This is a genomic window from Acidobacteriaceae bacterium (assembly GCA_028283655.1).
Taxonomy (GTDB): domain Bacteria; phylum Acidobacteriota; class Terriglobia; order Terriglobales; family Acidobacteriaceae; genus Granulicella.
In genome coordinates this window covers 2414807-2430563 of the sequence record JAPWKE010000003.1, presented here as the reverse complement: position 1 = coordinate 2430563, position 15757 = coordinate 2414807, and the positions used below count along the sequence as shown (strand labels likewise).

At 61.9% G+C, this 15757-nt stretch carries 14 protein-coding genes; 6 read left to right on the top strand and 8 right to left on the bottom strand.

Annotated features, from left to right (window positions below; genetic code table 11):
* Positions 1–2: 2 nt before the first annotated feature.
* The 6 genes from PW792_13360 to PW792_13335 all read left to right on the top strand — a co-directional run bounded on the left by PW792_13360 (position 3) and on the right by PW792_13335 (position 7631).
* Positions 3–392 carry a hypothetical protein gene (locus PW792_13360; GenBank protein ID MDE1162914.1) on the top strand — a complete coding sequence of 130 codons (390 nt, stop codon included), beginning with the start codon at positions 3–5 and terminating at the stop codon, positions 390–392.
* Positions 393–422: 30 nt separating this feature from the next.
* A complete protein-coding gene (locus PW792_13355) occupies positions 423–695 on the top strand; it encodes a UBP-type zinc finger domain-containing protein (protein ID MDE1162913.1) in 273 nt (90 codons plus the stop codon).
* Positions 696–763: 68 nt separating this feature from the next.
* Complete coding sequence (locus PW792_13350; protein MDE1162912.1) at positions 764–994, top strand: CDGSH iron-sulfur domain-containing protein; 231 nt, start codon at positions 764–766, stop codon at positions 992–994.
* Between the two features lie 62 nt (positions 995–1056).
* A complete protein-coding gene (locus tag PW792_13345) occupies positions 1057–2952 on the top strand; it encodes a CocE/NonD family hydrolase (protein MDE1162911.1) in 1896 nt (631 codons plus the stop codon).
* 294 nt (positions 2953–3246) lie between these two features.
* Positions 3247–4392, top strand: a complete 1146-nt coding sequence (locus PW792_13340; GenBank protein ID MDE1162910.1) for a hypothetical protein — start codon at positions 3247–3249, stop codon at positions 4390–4392.
* A gap of 158 nt (positions 4393–4550) precedes the next feature.
* Positions 4551–7631, top strand: coding sequence for a TonB-dependent receptor (locus tag PW792_13335; protein MDE1162909.1), 3081 nt, complete (start codon positions 4551–4553; stop codon positions 7629–7631).
* Positions 7632–7698: 67 nt separating this feature from the next.
* On the opposite strand, the gene PW792_13330 is transcribed toward PW792_13335, so the two are convergent.
* From PW792_13330 to allB, 8 genes are all read right to left on the bottom strand, one after another.
* Complete coding sequence (locus PW792_13330; GenBank protein ID MDE1162908.1) at positions 7699–9057, bottom strand: NAD-dependent succinate-semialdehyde dehydrogenase; 1359 nt, start codon at positions 9055–9057, stop codon at positions 7699–7701.
* Positions 9058–9089: 32 nt separating this feature from the next.
* The gene (locus PW792_13325) at positions 9090–10412 is read right to left on the bottom strand and encodes a M20 family metallo-hydrolase (protein MDE1162907.1); all 1323 of its coding nucleotides are present in this window, start codon (positions 10410–10412) and stop codon (positions 9090–9092) included.
* A gap of 23 nt (positions 10413–10435) precedes the next feature.
* Positions 10436–11176, bottom strand: a complete 741-nt coding sequence (allE, locus tag PW792_13320) for a (S)-ureidoglycine aminohydrolase (protein ID MDE1162906.1) — start codon at positions 11174–11176, stop codon at positions 10436–10438.
* Positions 11177–11193: 17 nt separating this feature from the next.
* Entirely contained in the window at positions 11194–12426 is a 1233-nt protein-coding gene (locus PW792_13315) for an allantoate amidohydrolase (protein MDE1162905.1), read from the bottom strand.
* A gap of 102 nt (positions 12427–12528) precedes the next feature.
* A complete protein-coding gene (pucL, locus tag PW792_13310) occupies positions 12529–13392 on the bottom strand; it encodes a urate oxidase (GenBank protein MDE1162904.1) in 864 nt (287 codons plus the stop codon).
* Positions 13393–13398: 6 nt separating this feature from the next.
* The gene (gene uraH / locus PW792_13305) at positions 13399–13734 is read right to left on the bottom strand and encodes a hydroxyisourate hydrolase (protein ID MDE1162903.1); all 336 of its coding nucleotides are present in this window, start codon (positions 13732–13734) and stop codon (positions 13399–13401) included.
* Between the two features lie 2 nt (positions 13735–13736).
* A complete protein-coding gene (gene uraD / locus PW792_13300; GenBank protein ID MDE1162902.1) occupies positions 13737–14303 on the bottom strand; it encodes a 2-oxo-4-hydroxy-4-carboxy-5-ureidoimidazoline decarboxylase in 567 nt (188 codons plus the stop codon).
* Between the two features lie 10 nt (positions 14304–14313).
* Positions 14314–15714, bottom strand: a complete 1401-nt coding sequence (allB, locus tag PW792_13295) for an allantoinase AllB (protein ID MDE1162901.1) — start codon at positions 15712–15714, stop codon at positions 14314–14316.
* Between the last annotated feature and the right edge of the window lie 43 nt (positions 15715–15757).

The following is a 15757-nucleotide window of genomic DNA, read 5'->3' as shown; positions in this document are numbered from 1 at the left end:
GGATGAAGAAAATTTTGTTATCAGCGGGATTGATTGCGGGGCTTCTTGTGCCTTCGGCGGCGGTCTCGCAGAAGGGCCGCTACTCGTCTTCGGGGCAGGTCGAGCTGGATTATCCGCTCGTCATCCACGTCACGCGCTCGTGGCTGGTCACGGCCCCGGGATCGACGGACGATCAGGCAGGTGCGACGGACCTCCACCTCGATGTGCTGGCCGACGGCTCGCGGTATGAGCTGCGCGCGGTTGCGAGCGGCCTGCTGCATCCCGGCGACTATCGTGCTCGCGAACTGCGGGGAACAGAGTCGAAGGGCGGCTGGTTCTCGCGGGGCTATGAGCTGCGCTTCAACGACGGCACGCATGTTGTGTTCAAGGTAGTTGGAGAGAGCTCCAACTAAAGGAAGCGCCAGCGGTACAAGGAGGCAACGATGAACTGCCATCACTTCGATTCGGTCGAGATTGAGGACACCACCAGCGCAGCCTACGGCAAAGGCTGCGCCGAGTGCATCGCCATGGACGATAGCTGGGTGCACCTGCGGGAGTGCCTGGACTGCGGCCACGTTGGTTGCTGCGACGCTTCCAAAAACAAGCACGCCACCAAGCACTTTCACACCTCGAAGCATCCGGTCATCCGTTCCGTGGAGCCGGGTGAGCAGTGGGGCTGGTGCTACATCGACGAAGTCATGGTCGGGCTGGAGTAGGAACGGCGTCAAAACATCCACCATAGCCGCTGCTATTCTGAGCGCGTCACATGAGGGGGACAAGCAACATGGCAGATGAAGCAGTTCACATTACGGTGCGTCCGAACGGACCACTGCGCGTCGAAGGTCACATAGTGCTGAAGGATGCCGACGGGCAGGAGTGGGACCTTACGGGCAAGCCCGCGATCAGCCTCTGCCGCTGCGGCCTCAGCGAGAAGCGTCCGTTCTGCGACGGCGCTCATGCTCGCCAGGGATGGCAGTGCAACACGCGTCCTGAAGGCAACCTGACCGGACAGTAAACCGAAACACGCAAGGCCCCGAGCATTCGGGGCCTTTGCTTTTCCTGAGGAGCCACGTTTTGATGATGCTTCGCGCGGTTCGCGCTGTCGTTCTTTCTGTCACCGTACTCGCCATCGCGAGCCCATCACAGGCGCAGCGCAATCCGCCACCGCCCGGCGTCACCATGCCCGAGTACGTCCGCTCGGAGGTCATGATTCCTGCCCGCGATGGCGTCGAACTGCACACCGTCATCCTGCGGCCGAAGGGCAGTGAGCACAGCGGCCCGAAGCTTCCAATCCTGCTCTCGCGCACGCCTTACGGCGTCAACGGCTATGAGCCGATCACGATCACCGGTGGCAAACCCGAACTCGCCGCCAGCGGCTACATCTGGGTCTTTCAGGACATTCGCGGACGCTACGGCTCCGGCGGCACATTCGTGATGATGCGACCCATCGTCGAGCACAAGACGAAGACGGACATCGACGAAACCACTGACACGAACGACACCATCAACTGGCTGCTGAAGAACCTGCCAAACAACAACGGCCGCGTCGGCGCACTGGGCATCAGCTACCCGGGCTTCACCGCGATGATGGTGGGCCTGAACGCGAACCCGGCCGTGAAGGCCGTCAGCCCGCAGGCCCCGATGGGTGACGTCTGGCTCGGCGACGATTTCTTCCATAACGGCGCCTTCCGCGAAAGCTACGGCTTCGACTACGTGCAGGAGCTTGAGGCGCAGAAGACGGATAAGCGACCGGACTCGAAGGAAGACCAGTACGACTTCTTCCTCAACCACACGAACTTCGCCGGAGCCGCTGCCAGCGCAGGCATGACCAATCTGCCGACCGCGCAGCTCTTCCTCACCAACCCGACGTACACAAAGCTCTGGCAGGACAAGAGCGAGCTTCGCAAGCTTCGCGCGCCCGAAGTTGCCGTGCTGCAGGTCGGCGGCTTCTGGGACCAGGAAGATATGTTCGGCCCGCAGGCCGAGTACCAGGTTCTTCGCCGTAACGAGAAGCCCGGCGACAGCAAGCATAAGGTCTTCCTCGTGCTTGGACCGTGGAACCACGGAGGCTGGGCGCGTGGCCCCGGCCAGGTGCTCACCAGCCCCTTCGGCAAGCTGGACGCAGGGCAGCCGACCGGCCAGCAGTACCGCAGCCAGATCGAAGCGCCGTTCTTTGAGTTCTATCTGAAGGACCGCAAGGGCTTCGACCTTGAAGACACGGCCAGCTTCCGCACGGGGGAAAACCAGTGGCATCGTTACGCTGTCTGGCCTCCTGTCAACGGCTTCCACCCGGCGAAGCTCTACCTCGAAGCGTCGCACACGCTCAGCGCAGCAGCACCGTCTGCGGTGAAGGAGAACTCGCCGCAGAGCAAGGCCGCGATGTACGTCAGCGACCCGGCGAACCCTGTGCCGTATCGCCATCGCCCGGTGCAGTCGACATACGGCGAGAGCTCCGTCTGGCGCCCCTGGCTGGCGGAAGACCAGAGCTTCGTCTCTGGCCGCGACGACCTCGCCAACTTCGATACACCGGTGCTGGAGAAAGACGTGACCGTTACCGGTGACGTCGTTGCCGACCTCTTCGCAGCCACGACCGGCAGCGACAGCGACTGGATCGTAAAGCTGATCGACATTTACCCGGACGGCAAGTATGAGCTGATGGTGGCAGACGAGATTCTGCGCGGCCGTTACCGCAAGAGTTTCGAGCATCCTGAGCCGGTCAAGCCCGGCGAGGTGGCCGAGTACAAGTGGAGCCTGCACGGCGTCGACCACACCTTTCTGAAGGGCCACAAGATGCGTGTTGAGGTCCAGTCCACCTGGTTCCCGCTCTACGACCGCAACCCCCAGACGTGGGTCGAGAACATCATGACGGCTCCCGCTTCGGCCTACCAGAAGGAGACGATCTCCATCTTCGGCTCGGCGCGCTATCCTTCGCACCTCGACGTCAACGTTCCGGACGGCTCGCCGCTACCGTAGCACTCCCCTAATCTTTCTTTCTTCGCAAACCTGATGCCGCTGAAAGCACTTAGCTTTCAGCGGCATCGTTTTCCTACCCCCCTACTTTCTACTTCCTATCCACCTGCTTTCCTCACCCGCCCTCCTCCACGAAACCAGCATTCACGAGCTCAAAACCTCTTATCCCGATGCAACTTTTTTCCTTCGTGGACGTTACTCTAGTGCAGATCACGCCATAGACTTTCCCCGTGGCGCTAACCGGATGGCTTGCGCTATGAGGCGGGCGCACCCCGGTGAATGAGGAGTTTTTTGAACATGATGCGAGTTTCTTCTTCCGTGCTGGCGATCGCGCTGATCGCGGCTCCCTGCCTGACGGTGACTGCTGCTGCAGCGCAAACGGCCGCACCTGCCGCTCCCCGGACATCCGGAACCGTGAAGTCGATCGGCACGGGTAGCCTGGTCGTCACTTCGGCTTCGGGTGACGTCACCGTGACTGTGCCGGAAGGCATCAAGGTTCTCCTCGTCGCTCCCGGCAGCACGAATCTGAAGTCGGCCACCTCGGGTACTGTTGCGGACATCAGCACGGGCGACCGCGCACTCGTAACAGGCACGGCGGGCGACCAGCCCACGGCACTGACGGCGACACGCGTTATCGTGATGAAGTCCGCTGCCATCGAGCAGTCGCACGCCAGCGAAGAAGCCGCATGGACGCAGGGCATCGGCGGCATCGTGAAGTCGGTTGACCCCGCCACCGGCGCGCTCCAGGTCTCCAGCGGGCAGAAGATGATTGCCGTCCAGACCACCGCTTCCACCGTCGTCCGCCGCTACTCCGGCACCTCGGTTCGCTTTGCGGATGCCACTCTTAGCCACCTCGCGGACATTCACCCCGGCGACCAACTCCGCGCCCGTGGAACCAAGTCGCCTGACGGCTCCTCGCTGACCGCCGACGCCATCGTCGCCGGCACCTTCCACAACTACTCCGGGCTTATCACGGCGATCGACCCATCGGCCGGTACCGTCACGCTGAAGGATCTTGCGACCAAGAAGGTCGTCACGGTGGCTGTCACCTCCAGCAGCGACGTCCGCCGCCTGCCGCCGATGATGGCGAAGGGAATCGCCGCACGTCTGAAGGGCGGCAGCGAGGGAGGAGAGCACGCGGCGGCTGCAACTCACGCTGACGGCGAAGCCCACATGCGCTCGCAGCGCGAAGGTTCCGGCCTCAGCGGCATGATGCAGCGCCTGCCGACAGAAACCCTCAGCGGCCTGAAGACCGGCGAAGCGGTCATGATCGTCTCCACGCAGGCGACTGCTGACTCCACGACCTCGACTGCGGTAACGTTGCTGGCCGGCGTCGAAGCCATTTTGACCGCTCCCAGCGGCGACACGATGACACTTTCTCCCTGGAGCCTCAGTGGTGGCGAAAGCGGCGGCGGTGCCGAAGGTGGAGCAGGATCGCAGTAGTTCATAAGAGACAATGGAAGAAAGGCGCACGGCCGAGCAGAATGTCTGCGCCTTTTTTCCGTATCGTTCGTCTTCCATAGTAGAAAGTCAGAACTGTTTGACCGATGAACGGTCACGATTGGGCCGATGGGTCCGCTGTAGCACTTTTAGGAGAAAGAATGTCATTGCGTAGCCAATGGTTGAGCGCAGTCGTGTGTTCCGCCGCTTCACTGCTCGCGCCGGCGTATAGCGCCGCGCAGAACCCGACCCCGCAGTCGCCCACCAGCACCACCGCCCCCGCGCCTCCACCGGCCGCTGTCGTTCCCACCCCGACGCCTGCCGCTGTGCAGCAGATGCCCGCGCCTGGCGAAACCATCAACTCACCCGCGCAGGACGCCAGCACCAGCACGATCGTGGCGCAGGTTAGCGGCACCAAGATCCACGGCACCATTACGGATCCTGACGGCTACCCGATCCCCGGCGCAACCGTGATGCTGACGCCGACCAAGGGTGCGGCCCGCAAGGCTACCAGCTCCGGCGACGGTTCGTACTCGCTCTCGGTCACGCCTGGTTCGTACACGCTTGTCGTCTCGATGAAGGGCTTCTCTTCCTACTCGGTGACAGGGCTGAAGATCGCGGCGGTTACTTCCATGACCCTCGATGCCAAGCTCGCCGTCGGTCAGGCTACGCAGGTGGTCAACGTCGAAGCCAGCGCCGCGCAGGTCAGCGTGGACTCGGACAGCAACGCCAGCTCACTCGTCCTCTCGGGCAAGGACCTCGACGCGCTTTCTGATGATCCTGACGAGCTTTCCAGCGAACTCACCGCTCTCGCCGGTCCTTCGGCTGGACCGAACGGCGGCCAGATCTATGTCGACGGTTTCACCGGCGGCCAGCTTCCGCCGAAGTCCTCGATCCGCGAGATCCGCATTAATCAGAACCCGTTCTCGGCGCAGTATGACCGGCTCGGCTTCGGTCGTATCGAAGTCTTCACCAAGCCAGGTACGGACAAGTTCCACGGCTCCTTCCAGATGAACGGCAACGCCTCGCAGTTCAACACCGGCAACCCGCTCATTCCGTCTACGACCTACCAGGCTCCGTACCACACGATCTTCATGTTCGGCTCGATCACCGGGCCTATCAATAAGTGGTCGTCGTTCTCAATCGGCGGCTCCCACCGCGCCATTCAGGACCTCGGCATCACCAACGCCACGATTCTTGGCGCGACGGCTGCCTCGACGACACCCTGCGTCCCTGGCGACATTACCTGCACCTCGCGGCAGCTCTTCCTCTCCACGCTGCAGCCGCAGGCGCGTACAGACCTCACGCCGCGCATCGATATCGCTATCGGACAGAACAACGTCCTGACCCTGCGCTACCAGTTCTACGAGAACGACAAGATCAACCAGGGCGTCACCGGCCTTGCCCTGCCGACGACCGGTTACAACTCCTTCGCGCAGGAAAATCAGATCCAGGTCAGCGACACCCAGACCATCAGCCCGCGCATCATCAACGAGACCCGCTTTGAGTGGGAGCGTGCCCGCACGAATACGATTCCGCTCTCGAACGCGGCTTCCGTCAGCGTTCAGGGTGCCTTCAGCAGCGGTGGTTACAGCTCGCAGTTCACCTCCGACCATCAGGACCACATGGAGGTGCAGAACTACACCTCCATCCAGACGAAGAAGAACTTCATCCGTCTCGGCGGCCGCCTGCGCACCACGCGCGAGGCTACGGACACCACCGCGAACACCAACGGCTCGTTCACCTACGCCAGCTTGACGGCTACCGGCAGCGGCACGGACAACAGCTACGCTACCGGCACGCCCAGCCAGTTCTCGCGCACGGTGATCAACACGCCAAACACCAGCTTCACGCTGGCGGACGTTGGCGTTTACGCCGAGACCGACTGGAAGCCGATTAACAATCTGACCGTCACCTACGGCTTCCGCTTCGAAGCGCAGAACCACCTGCAGGAGCATCACGACTTTGCTCCGCGTATTGCGTTCGCATACGGCATCGGTGGTCCCAAGAAGACACCCAAAACCGTCATCCGCGGTGGCTTCGGCATCTTCTTCGACCGCTTCTCGCAGGGAGATGTCCTGACCACGATTCAGCAGAACGGCGTCAATCAGATCGTCACCACGCTGCGTAACCCGACGAACTGCACGGCAGCCCTGCCGATCTCCAGCACCAACTGCGCGGCCACAGGCACCACGGGTGCCACCATGTACTCCACCGCTGGCAACCTGCGTGCACCGTACGTCGAGCAGTTTGCTCTCGGCGCGGATCGCCAGCTTGGCCGCATCGGCACCATGAGCGTGAACTACATCCATACGCTTGGCGTCCACCAGCTTGCGCTGCAGAACTCCCTCTGCGGCCTCTCGGGCGGTACCTGCTCGAACACCACGGCGGTCAACAACCAGTTCTTCTCCGGCGGGCAGTTTCACCAGAACCAGTTGATGGTGAACGGTCGCGTGCAGACCGCCAAGTGGCTTTCTCTCTTCGGCTTCTACTCGATGAGCTTTGCCAACGGCAACACCTCTGGCGCGGGTTCGTTCGTCTCCACTCCCGGCAACATCAATGCCGACCTTGGCCGCACCAGCTTTGACATCCGCTCGCGTGCCTTCGTCGGCGGCTCCATCACGCTGCCGAAGTACATCCTGATCTCGCCGTTCATGATCGCTCAGAGCGGCAGCCCCTTCAACATCACTGAAGGTCGCGATGTGAACCTCGACGGCCAGTTCAACGACCGGCCGCTGCTGGTTCCGAACGGCACGGCTAACTCGGTCAGCATTCCCGGCTGCGGTTCGTTCCTCTCGCACTCGGCCGCGAACGCTGCCAGCTTCTCGCAGCTTGTTCCGACGTACGCCTGCTCCGGCCCCGCACAGTTCGTGATGAACCTGCGCGCAACCAAGACCTTCGGCTTCGGCGGTTCGCGTAACAAGCAGCAGGAGCAGCAAGGCCAGCAGGGGGGACCGGGACAGGGTGGTCCTGGTGGCGGCGGTCATGGCGGCCACGGTGGTGGCGGTGGTCACGGCGGTGGCCCCGGCTTCTTCGGCGGCGGCGGAGCCAGCACCGGTCAGCTCTATAACCTGACCGTCGGCGTGAACGTGCAGAACCTCTTCAATAATCACGACTACGCCACGCCCAGCGGCGTGCTTACCTCGCCATATTTCGGTACGAGCACCCAGCTTCAGGGGCAGCCGTACACCACCAACAATGCGCTGATGCGTGTCTCACTCCAGGCAGCGTTTACCTTCTAACGCTTCCTCTCCAGCAACGACGAAGGGCGCGATCCTCTGATCGCGCCCTTCGTCGTTGTGCTCTTGCTTAGGCCTTTACGACCGTCTTTGCATTCAGGAACTCGCGCATTCCGGCCGCAGCCAGTTCGCGGCCATAGCCCGAACGCTTCACCCCGCCAAACGGCAGGCGAGGATCGCTCGCCACGGGCAGGTTGAAGAACACGGAACCGGCCTGGATGCCCACGGCAAACGCTTCCTGCTCGCGCACATCCTTCGTCCAGCAGCTTGCTCCCAGCCCGAACGGCGTATCGTTCGCCAGTGCAATAGCGTCTTCTGCGGACGTGATCTTGAAGAGGAACGCCAGCGGCCCAAAGGTCTCTTCGCGTGCCACCGTCGCCGTGCGTGGAATCTCCGAAATTACCGTCGGCTCAAAGAAGCTTCCGACGCCGATCATGCGCTCGCCGCCGGTCAGCACACGCCCGCCTACCGCAATCGCTGCACTCACCTGCGCATGAAGCTCTTCGGCGATCGTCGCTGTCGCCAGCGGACCAATGTCTGTTTCTTCGCGCATCGGGTCGCCCACGCGCAGCTTGTCAAACGCCTCGACAAACCGCTTCACGAACGCGTCATAAACGCTCTCGTGGATCAGAAAGCGCTTCGCCGCAATGCACGACTGTCCGTTATTGATCGTGCGCGCCTTCACGGCGTTCATCACGGCTTCGTCGAGATCAGCCGAAGACATCACGATGAACGGATCGGAGCCGCCAAGCTCCAGCACCGTCTTCTTGATCAGCCAGCCTGCCTGCGCCGCTACGGCGCGTCCAGCAGCCTCTGAGCCGGTCACAGTCACCGCCGCAATGCGGGCATCGGCCAGCACCATCTCCACCTGCCGGGCTTCGACCAGTAGCGTCTGGAAGCAGCCGCGCGGGAAACCAGCACGGCGTACCAACGCTTCAATCGCCAGCGCACACTGCGGCACGTTGCTCGCATGCTTCAGCAGCCCAACGTTCCCGGCCATCAACGCCGGGGCCAGAAAGCGGAAGACCTGCCACAGAGGGAAATTCCACGGCATCACGGCCAGCACCACGCCCAGCGGGTCCCAGCGCACGTAGCTCGCCGAGCGTTCGGTGGCGATGTGTTCCGGTGCAAGAAAGCCGGCAGCGTGTTCGGCGTAGAAGCGGCAGCACGCCGCGCACTTCTCCACTTCCTGCTGCGCCGAAACGATGGTTTTGCCCATCTCGGCGGTCATCATGGCGGCCAGATCGTCGCGGTCCTGCTCCAGCAGCACCGCCAGACGCTTCATCCAGAAGACGCGGTCTTCCATTCGCTCGGTACGCTTTGCTGCTTCCGCCGCCAGTGCAAGTTTGGCTTCGATCTGTTCAGCGTTCAGCGGGTCAAAGCTGCGAAGCAACTGTCCGTTTGCGGGATTGCGGCTCTCAATAGGCATGGGTAACTGCAACCAAGTGTAGCGCGTACAGCCTAACTGGCAAGTTTGGCCATCGTGCGCGCGAGCACACGAGTGCCCAGCGCAATCTGTTCTGGCGTCGAATACTCGTCCGGACGATGCGAAACTCCGTTGCGGCACGGGATAAAGAGCATCGCAATCGGCGCTACACGGGCCATGAAGTTGGAGTCGTGATACGCCCGCGAAACCATCTTCTGGAAACTCGCGTTTTCGGCCGCGCAGGCCGCTTCCAGCGCATCCAGAATCTTCGCGCCACTGTGCGACGGCTCATCGGCGTTGATCGTCTCTTCTGTAATCTTCACGCCGCGCTCCGCTTCGACGCGTGCGATCTCGCCTCGCAGGCGCTGCATCGTGCCGTTGCGGCGAGCCACGTCCGTATCGCGAATATCCAGCATCCACTGCGCTCGCGAGGGAACCGAGTTCACCGCACCCGGAAAGATGTCGACCTTGCCGACCGTCGCTACCGAATCCACGCCCGACTTACCCTCGGCCTTCGCCGCAGCATTGGCCTCACGCGTAAACCGCTCGACCGCCAGAATCAACTCTGCCGAAGCCGTCAGCGCATCGCGCCGGTCCGGCATCAGCAGTGCTCCGGCGTGTCCGCCAAATCCTTCGACGGTGTAGCGGTAGCTCGCCGGCGCTGCAATGTTTGTCACCACGCCAAGCTGTACGCCATCGCGCTCCAGCAGCGGCCCCTGCTCAATGTGCAGCTCCACCCACGAGTCGTAGTAGCCCTCGGGCAGCTTCACGCTCTCCAGCGACCCTCTGAAGCCTGCCTGCAGGCGAACGTCCGCCAGCGTCAGGCCTTTCTCGGCGTCCGGCTGGGTCTCGCCCAGGCGATCGGGGAACGCATCGGCCGCAGCGGGATCAAGCACGCCGCCGAGCAACCTCGAACCCAGGCAGCCGATGCCAAAACGCGTTGGCTCTTCGCTGGTAAACATCAGCGTCTCCAGCGAGCGTCGCGGCACAAAGCCCGACTCCTTCAACGCGCGCATCGCTTCCAGCCCACCCAGCACGCCCACCGTGCCGTCATACATCCCGGCATGGGGAATCGCGTCCGTATGCGACCCCGTTCCCACCGCGCCCAGAGCAGGCTCGGAGCCTTCCCAGCGCAGAAACGTGTTGCCGACAGCATCTTCACGCACGGTAAAACCTGCATCGGCCGCCAGTTTCTTCAGCCAGGCACGGGCTTCCAGATCGCGCGGCGTAAACACGATGCGCGTCACGGCCTGTGTCGGCTCGGGCAGCGAGGTGTCTGTCGTCGGCGGGCAGTCGGTGATCGTCGCAAGGTGATGCAGCTCAGCGAGAAGGCGGTCGGTATTGATCGTCAGGTTCATCGTTAGAAGAAAGCTCGCAGTGTCTACGCCAGCGTGTGGCGGTTGAAATCTTTGTAGATGAGGTACTTCGCGGGCTTCTTGCCAATCGCGCCGAACCACTGCGGGCAGTACGGCCCCATCCAGATAAAGTCGCCGGCCTGCGTCGGGTACCAGCTATCCCCTAGCCGATAAATCCCGCCACCTTCAAGCATCAGCAGCCCATGCTCCATGTAGTGGATCTCAACCTGCGCCAGCGACGCGCCCGGCTGATACGTCATGGTGTTGCAGGCAAAGTCGAAGCGTGCAGAGTCCGGCAGCAGCGCGCGGACTTCCAGGTCAGGATCGCCGTTCAACGCCGTCGGCTTTACATCCTGCTCGCGGCCCACGAAGAACTCCGGATTCGGCTCCGTCTCCAGCGGCAGAAACGGCTTGTCGATCACCGCCAGCCTTGCCTTGGTCTTCGCTGTAATCGTGTGTGGATGCTCCGTCGGCAGATACGCGTACGACCCCGCCGTCAGCTGATGCAGCTTGCGCTGGCTCGGCTCCTGCAGCGTCAGTTTGCCTTCCAGCACGTACACCAGGCGCTGCGTCGGGCCTTCGCTTAACGTTCCGTTCGGCTCCAGCTCCACCGTCATCTGCGTGAATGCTGCGCCGGCCTGCGGCGCGACATGCACGATGGCAAAGCCACCCGTGATGCCCGGCATCGGCGTGCGGATGAAGGTGTCGGGCGAAAGCAGCAGATGATCGCGCTTGTTCGAGCTGGTCGTGTGTCCAAGATGATGCATAGGGGAAAAGTATAGCCTCAGGCGTGCGGATGCAGGTGCATCAGGAAGTTGACGACCGTTTCAAGTGCCGCAGCCACATCTTCCTGCCGCACATCTTCCGCAGGATTATGGCTCACACCGCCCGGCGAACGCACAAACAACATCGTCGTCGGCAGCTTCGTCGCAACGATCATGCTGTCGTGTCCTGCGCCCGAGAACAGCTGCAGGGCATCGTGCCCGGAGCGTTCGGCAGCGTTGTGCAGCTTCTGCGTCAGCGCTGCATCCATCGGCACTGCGCGCTGCTCGCTCAGCAGCGTCGCATTCACCTTCACGCCATGCAGCTCGCCCGCAGCCTGCGCCTTGGTCAGCAGATGCGCCACCGCTGCATGACGGGAATCATCCTTCGGATGCCGCACATCCAGCGTGCAATGCACTGTGCCTGGCACAACGTTCATCGCTCCCGGCAACGCTTCAACGTGACCCACCGTGGCCACAAGCTGCTTGTAGTTGCTCGCATAGGTTTCTACCTCCACGATGAACTTTGCCGCAGCCACCAGCGCATCGTGGCGCAGCGCCATGGGCGTCGTGCCCGCATGGTTGGCCGCGCCTTCAAACGTCAACTGCAGCCGCGACTGGCCAACGATTGCTTCCACCACCGCCAGCGACGCGTTCTCGGCCTCCAGCACAGGCCCTTGTTCAATGTGAACTTCGAGAGCCGCAAACGCATTCGCGGCAAACGGTGCACTCTCGGCAATCTGTGCGGGATCAAGCCCGAACGCCAGCAGAGCCTCGCTCACGCTCACGCCATCTTTGTCTGTGCGAGCCAGATGCTCTGCGGCTAGCTGCCCTGTAGCCGCCCGTGACGAGAGGAACGGAAACGCAAAGCGCACGCCCTCTTCTTCGCTGAACGCCACCAGTTCAATCGCAAACGGAAGCGCTGTGCCCCCTACGGCGGCAACCGCTTCCAACGCAAGAATCACGCCCAGCGGCCCGTCGAACGCACCTGCGTTCGGCACGGTGTCGATGTGCGAGTAAAGCACCAGCGTCGGAGCATCCGTTGACTCACCCGCACGCACCGCGCGAACGTTGCCGATATCGTCCACCCGGGCCTCGAGACCCGCCTCGCGCATCCACCACGAGAGCAGCGTGTGCGCATCGCGCGTCTTTGGCGAAAGAAACAGCCGGGTCGTCTCGCCCTCGACATCGGTGATGCGGGCCAGCTCGCGGCAGCGGCTGATGATGCGGGCAGCGCGTTCTTCGTGAGTCATCATGTGCAACACATTCTACTGCGCGCAAACGACAGATGGCTCCCACACGGGGAGCCATCTGCCTGCAGTTGCTTGCGATTTATCCGCGCCATTTATCCGTGTTATTTATCCGCGAACGATCGTCGCTTCAATCGTGCCGTGCGGTTCATCCGTCGGTACGAAGATGTGGTTCGGGTTGTCGAGCCCGAAGCGCTTCAGGTCGATCAGCAGGTTGTGCTTGTTCGGCATCAGCATGTACACCGAGTCGATGATGTCCGTGTGCGCCAGCGCGTCCTCACCCATCTGGAACAGCGTCTGCTGCACGCTCAGCGAGTCATGCTTGGCAAATGTCGACACCATCACCTCGCGCAGATGCTCGCGCACTTTGTTGAAGTCGATGCCTTCGGCAATGGCCTTCGCCGTATACGGCCACTCGGCCTTCACCACCGTGCCGAAGAGGCGATCGGTCGTCTCCGGCAGCGTCGTCAGATGGTCCTTGATATAGCCGACAAAGCCGCTCTGCGTTGTCTTCAGCACGTTCAGGCCATCGAGTCCGCTGACGATCTCAAACGTGCCGCCCTGCGTGCGCGAAACGCGCGTCGTCTGCACCTCGTTGGATCCGCGCAGGAACGCCGTCGGATACTCTTCGCCGTTCACCTTCATGCGCTTCCACAGGTGCGACTTCACAATCACTTCCGCGCCGGAGATGTGCGACTGGCGCGTCAGGATGTAGTCCACCAGCGCCATCGCGTACTCTTCGATGGACTCGGCCTTGGACTCGCTCGCCACGAAGTAGCACGTGTTCTTCATCGTGTCCGTTGGCAGAATATTTACGTTATCGCCTTCGGTATGCGCGGTCTCGAAGTCACCCGTGAGCAGAATCTGAACTGTCCACTCATCGAGGTCGTGATGATCTTCATGCTTGGTCACGCGCATCACGCGCACCAGCGATTTGCCGTAACGATTGTCGGAGAGTTTTGCGATTGCCATGTTTCGTCAGCTTCCTCGGTAGGTGGAGTATCCGTTAGCGCTCAACAGCAGCGGTATGTGGTAATGCTGGTCCGGCTGCCGGACCGTGAAGACGATTTCAACAAAGGGATAAAGGCCCGACATATGCTGCGCGGCGAAGTACTCGCTCGTCGCAAAGCGCACCTTGTACACCGCCACTTCCAGCGGAGCATCGCCCAGCAGTGTCTTGCAACGGCCGTCGATATCGGTAAAGCCTCGCCCGATCTCATTCCACGAATCGTTATGCAGGATCGAAAGCGTCAACGAAACGTTGGCTGCAGGACGTCCCAGGTTGGTATCCAGAATGTGCGTCGAAAGACCCATCGTTACTTGGCTCCTTTCGACATTGTGCCGTAATTCAGCGGAAGCTCGAGCCACTTGCGCAAGCGAAGCTGTGTAATCTGCCGCTGCTGCTCCGCGGCTTCCTTCAGCTCCGTGTTCGCATCGTTGCTCATGCGGGCTTCCAGAATTGCCAGCATCTCTGCGGCAGACTTGCCCGTGGCGCAAACGATGAAGATGCGGCCGAACTTCTGCTCGTACTCCTTGTTCGCCTCCGCAAGCTTCGCCTTGACCGCAGCATCCGGGTTCGCTGCAGCCTGTTCGCCTTCGCTCCACGTCAGCGACTTCTCCGTCGCAGCCTTGGCCTTCGCTTCGCCAATGCGAGGATGCGAGTCGAACGCCTCCTGCCAGTCCTTCTCGCTCAGCGACCACCAGACCTTATCGGCGGAAGCAAAAAGCTCTTCCGGTGTGTCGTACGGATACTCATTCACCACGCCAATGGCCCACGCTTGTGAGCCGTTGCATGGCAGGATCGTATGCATGGCCGTATCTTGCTCTGTGCGGTTCCAGGCTTCGAGAATCGGGTTCGAGGATGGGGTAAAGTTCAGCGCCATGCGTTCCAGCTTAGTTGAGTGCACAGGATAGCGCGTACTCGCGCCCCTTGTTTGTGTCGGCGAACACAGCTTCACCGCTCTCGTTGGTGTAGATTTTTTCGCCGCGCAGCCACGTCGCGCGCACCACGCCCTGCAACGTTTCGCCTAGATACGGCGATACTTTGTGCCGATAATGCAGGTCCTCCTCGCGCAGGACGAAGCTCGCCTCCGTATCCAGCGCGACAAAGTTTGCGTGCTTGCCCGGCTCAATCGAGCCAACCTCCGTCGCCAACCCTGCAAGCTGCGCCGGGCCCAGCGACGTCCACTTTGCCAGCTGCTCCAGCGTCAACCCACGCTTCGCGCACTCCGTCCAAAGCACTGGCAGAGCCGTCGAAAGGGAAGCGATGCCTCCCCACGCTTCGTCGAAGCGACCGGCTTCCTGCCCCGGTTCTGTCACCGTCAATCGCTTCATCTCCGGCGGGCACGGCGAGTGGTCCGTGGCGATCAAATCCAGCGTGCCGTCGACTAGCGCCTGCCAAAGCTTCTCGCGGTTCGCGTCCGACCGGATCGGCGGCGCGCACTTGAACTGCGTCGCTCCATCGGCGATCTGCTCGGCGCTGATGTGCAGATAATGCGGGCAAGTCTCCACCGTCACGGGCAGACCTTCCTGCCTGGCGGCTACCAGCATGGGCAAAGCCTCCGCTGTAGCCAGGTGCACGATGTGCAGCTTGAACTTGTACTGGCGGCAAAGCTCCAGCAGCATCTCAATCGCCTGCAACTCGGCCGCATCGGGTCGTGACGCAAGATACGTCTTGTACTCGCGCCAGTTCGCTCCGCTCGCGTTCAACTCTGCCACCGCCGCGTCAATCGGCGCCGCCAGCTCTGCATGGACCAGCAGAGGCAGGCCTGTCTTCGCAATGTGTGGCAACGCCTGCTCCAGGTTCACGCGATCAATTGACGTAAAGCCATCGCAGCCGGGATAAATCAGAAAGCACTTGAAGCCCGGCACGCCATCGAGCGCCAGCGGTTCAATCGAAAGCTGGTTGCCATCTACGGCACCGCCCCACAACGCATAGTCGATCAGGCATTTCCCTTTCGCCGCTTCACGCTTCGTTTCCAGCGCATCAACATCAATCGTCTCTGGCAGGCAGTTCAGCGGCATGTCGACAACGGTGGTGAACCCACCTGCTGCGGCTGCGCGTGTAGCGGTCACAAAGCCTTCCCACTCTGTGCGTCCCGGCTCGTTGATGTGCGTATGCGCATCGATCAGCCCGGGCAGCAGCGCGACATCGCCAAGGTCTTCCACCGGCACATCCGGCGCAAGCTCTTCAGCGGCCTTCACGGCAACAATGCACTCGCCGTCAAGAACGACGACGGCATCACGAACGCCCTCGGGCGTAACGACACGACGACTGCGGATAGCGTGTACCATTTAGTCTTGATTATGCCTTCCAGACTGCGCCGTTGACACATCC

Bases quoted from the DNA above. Each gene is read 5' to 3' on its own strand.
- PW792_13360 (MDE1162914.1), top strand. From the start codon at position 3: ATGAAGAAAATTTTGTTATCAGCGGGATTGATTGCGGGGCTTCTTGTG.
- PW792_13355 (MDE1162913.1), top strand. From the start codon at position 423: ATGAACTGCCATCACTTCGATTCGGTCGAGATTGAGGACACCACCAGC.
- PW792_13350 (MDE1162912.1), top strand. From the start codon at position 764: ATGGCAGATGAAGCAGTTCACATTACGGTGCGTCCGAACGGACCACTG.
- PW792_13345 (MDE1162911.1), top strand. From the start codon at position 1,057: ATGATGCTTCGCGCGGTTCGCGCTGTCGTTCTTTCTGTCACCGTACTC.
- PW792_13340 (MDE1162910.1), top strand. From the start codon at position 3,247: ATGATGCGAGTTTCTTCTTCCGTGCTGGCGATCGCGCTGATCGCGGCT.
- PW792_13335 (MDE1162909.1), top strand. From the start codon at position 4,551: ATGTCATTGCGTAGCCAATGGTTGAGCGCAGTCGTGTGTTCCGCCGCT.
- PW792_13330 (MDE1162908.1), bottom strand. From the start codon at position 9,057: ATGCCTATTGAGAGCCGCAATCCCGCAAACGGACAGTTGCTTCGCAGC.
- PW792_13325 (MDE1162907.1), bottom strand. From the start codon at position 10,412: ATGAACCTGACGATCAATACCGACCGCCTTCTCGCTGAGCTGCATCAC.
- allE (MDE1162906.1), bottom strand. From the start codon at position 11,176: ATGCATCATCTTGGACACACGACCAGCTCGAACAAGCGCGATCATCTG.
- PW792_13315 (MDE1162905.1), bottom strand. From the start codon at position 12,426: ATGATGACTCACGAAGAACGCGCTGCCCGCATCATCAGCCGCTGCCGC.
- pucL (MDE1162904.1), bottom strand. From the start codon at position 13,392: ATGGCAATCGCAAAACTCTCCGACAATCGTTACGGCAAATCGCTGGTG.
- uraH (MDE1162903.1), bottom strand. From the start codon at position 13,734: ATGGGTCTTTCGACGCACATTCTGGATACCAACCTGGGACGTCCTGCA.
- uraD (MDE1162902.1), bottom strand. From the start codon at position 14,303: ATGGCGCTGAACTTTACCCCATCCTCGAACCCGATTCTCGAAGCCTGG.
- allB (MDE1162901.1), bottom strand. From the start codon at position 15,714: ATGGTACACGCTATCCGCAGTCGTCGTGTCGTTACGCCCGAGGGCGTT.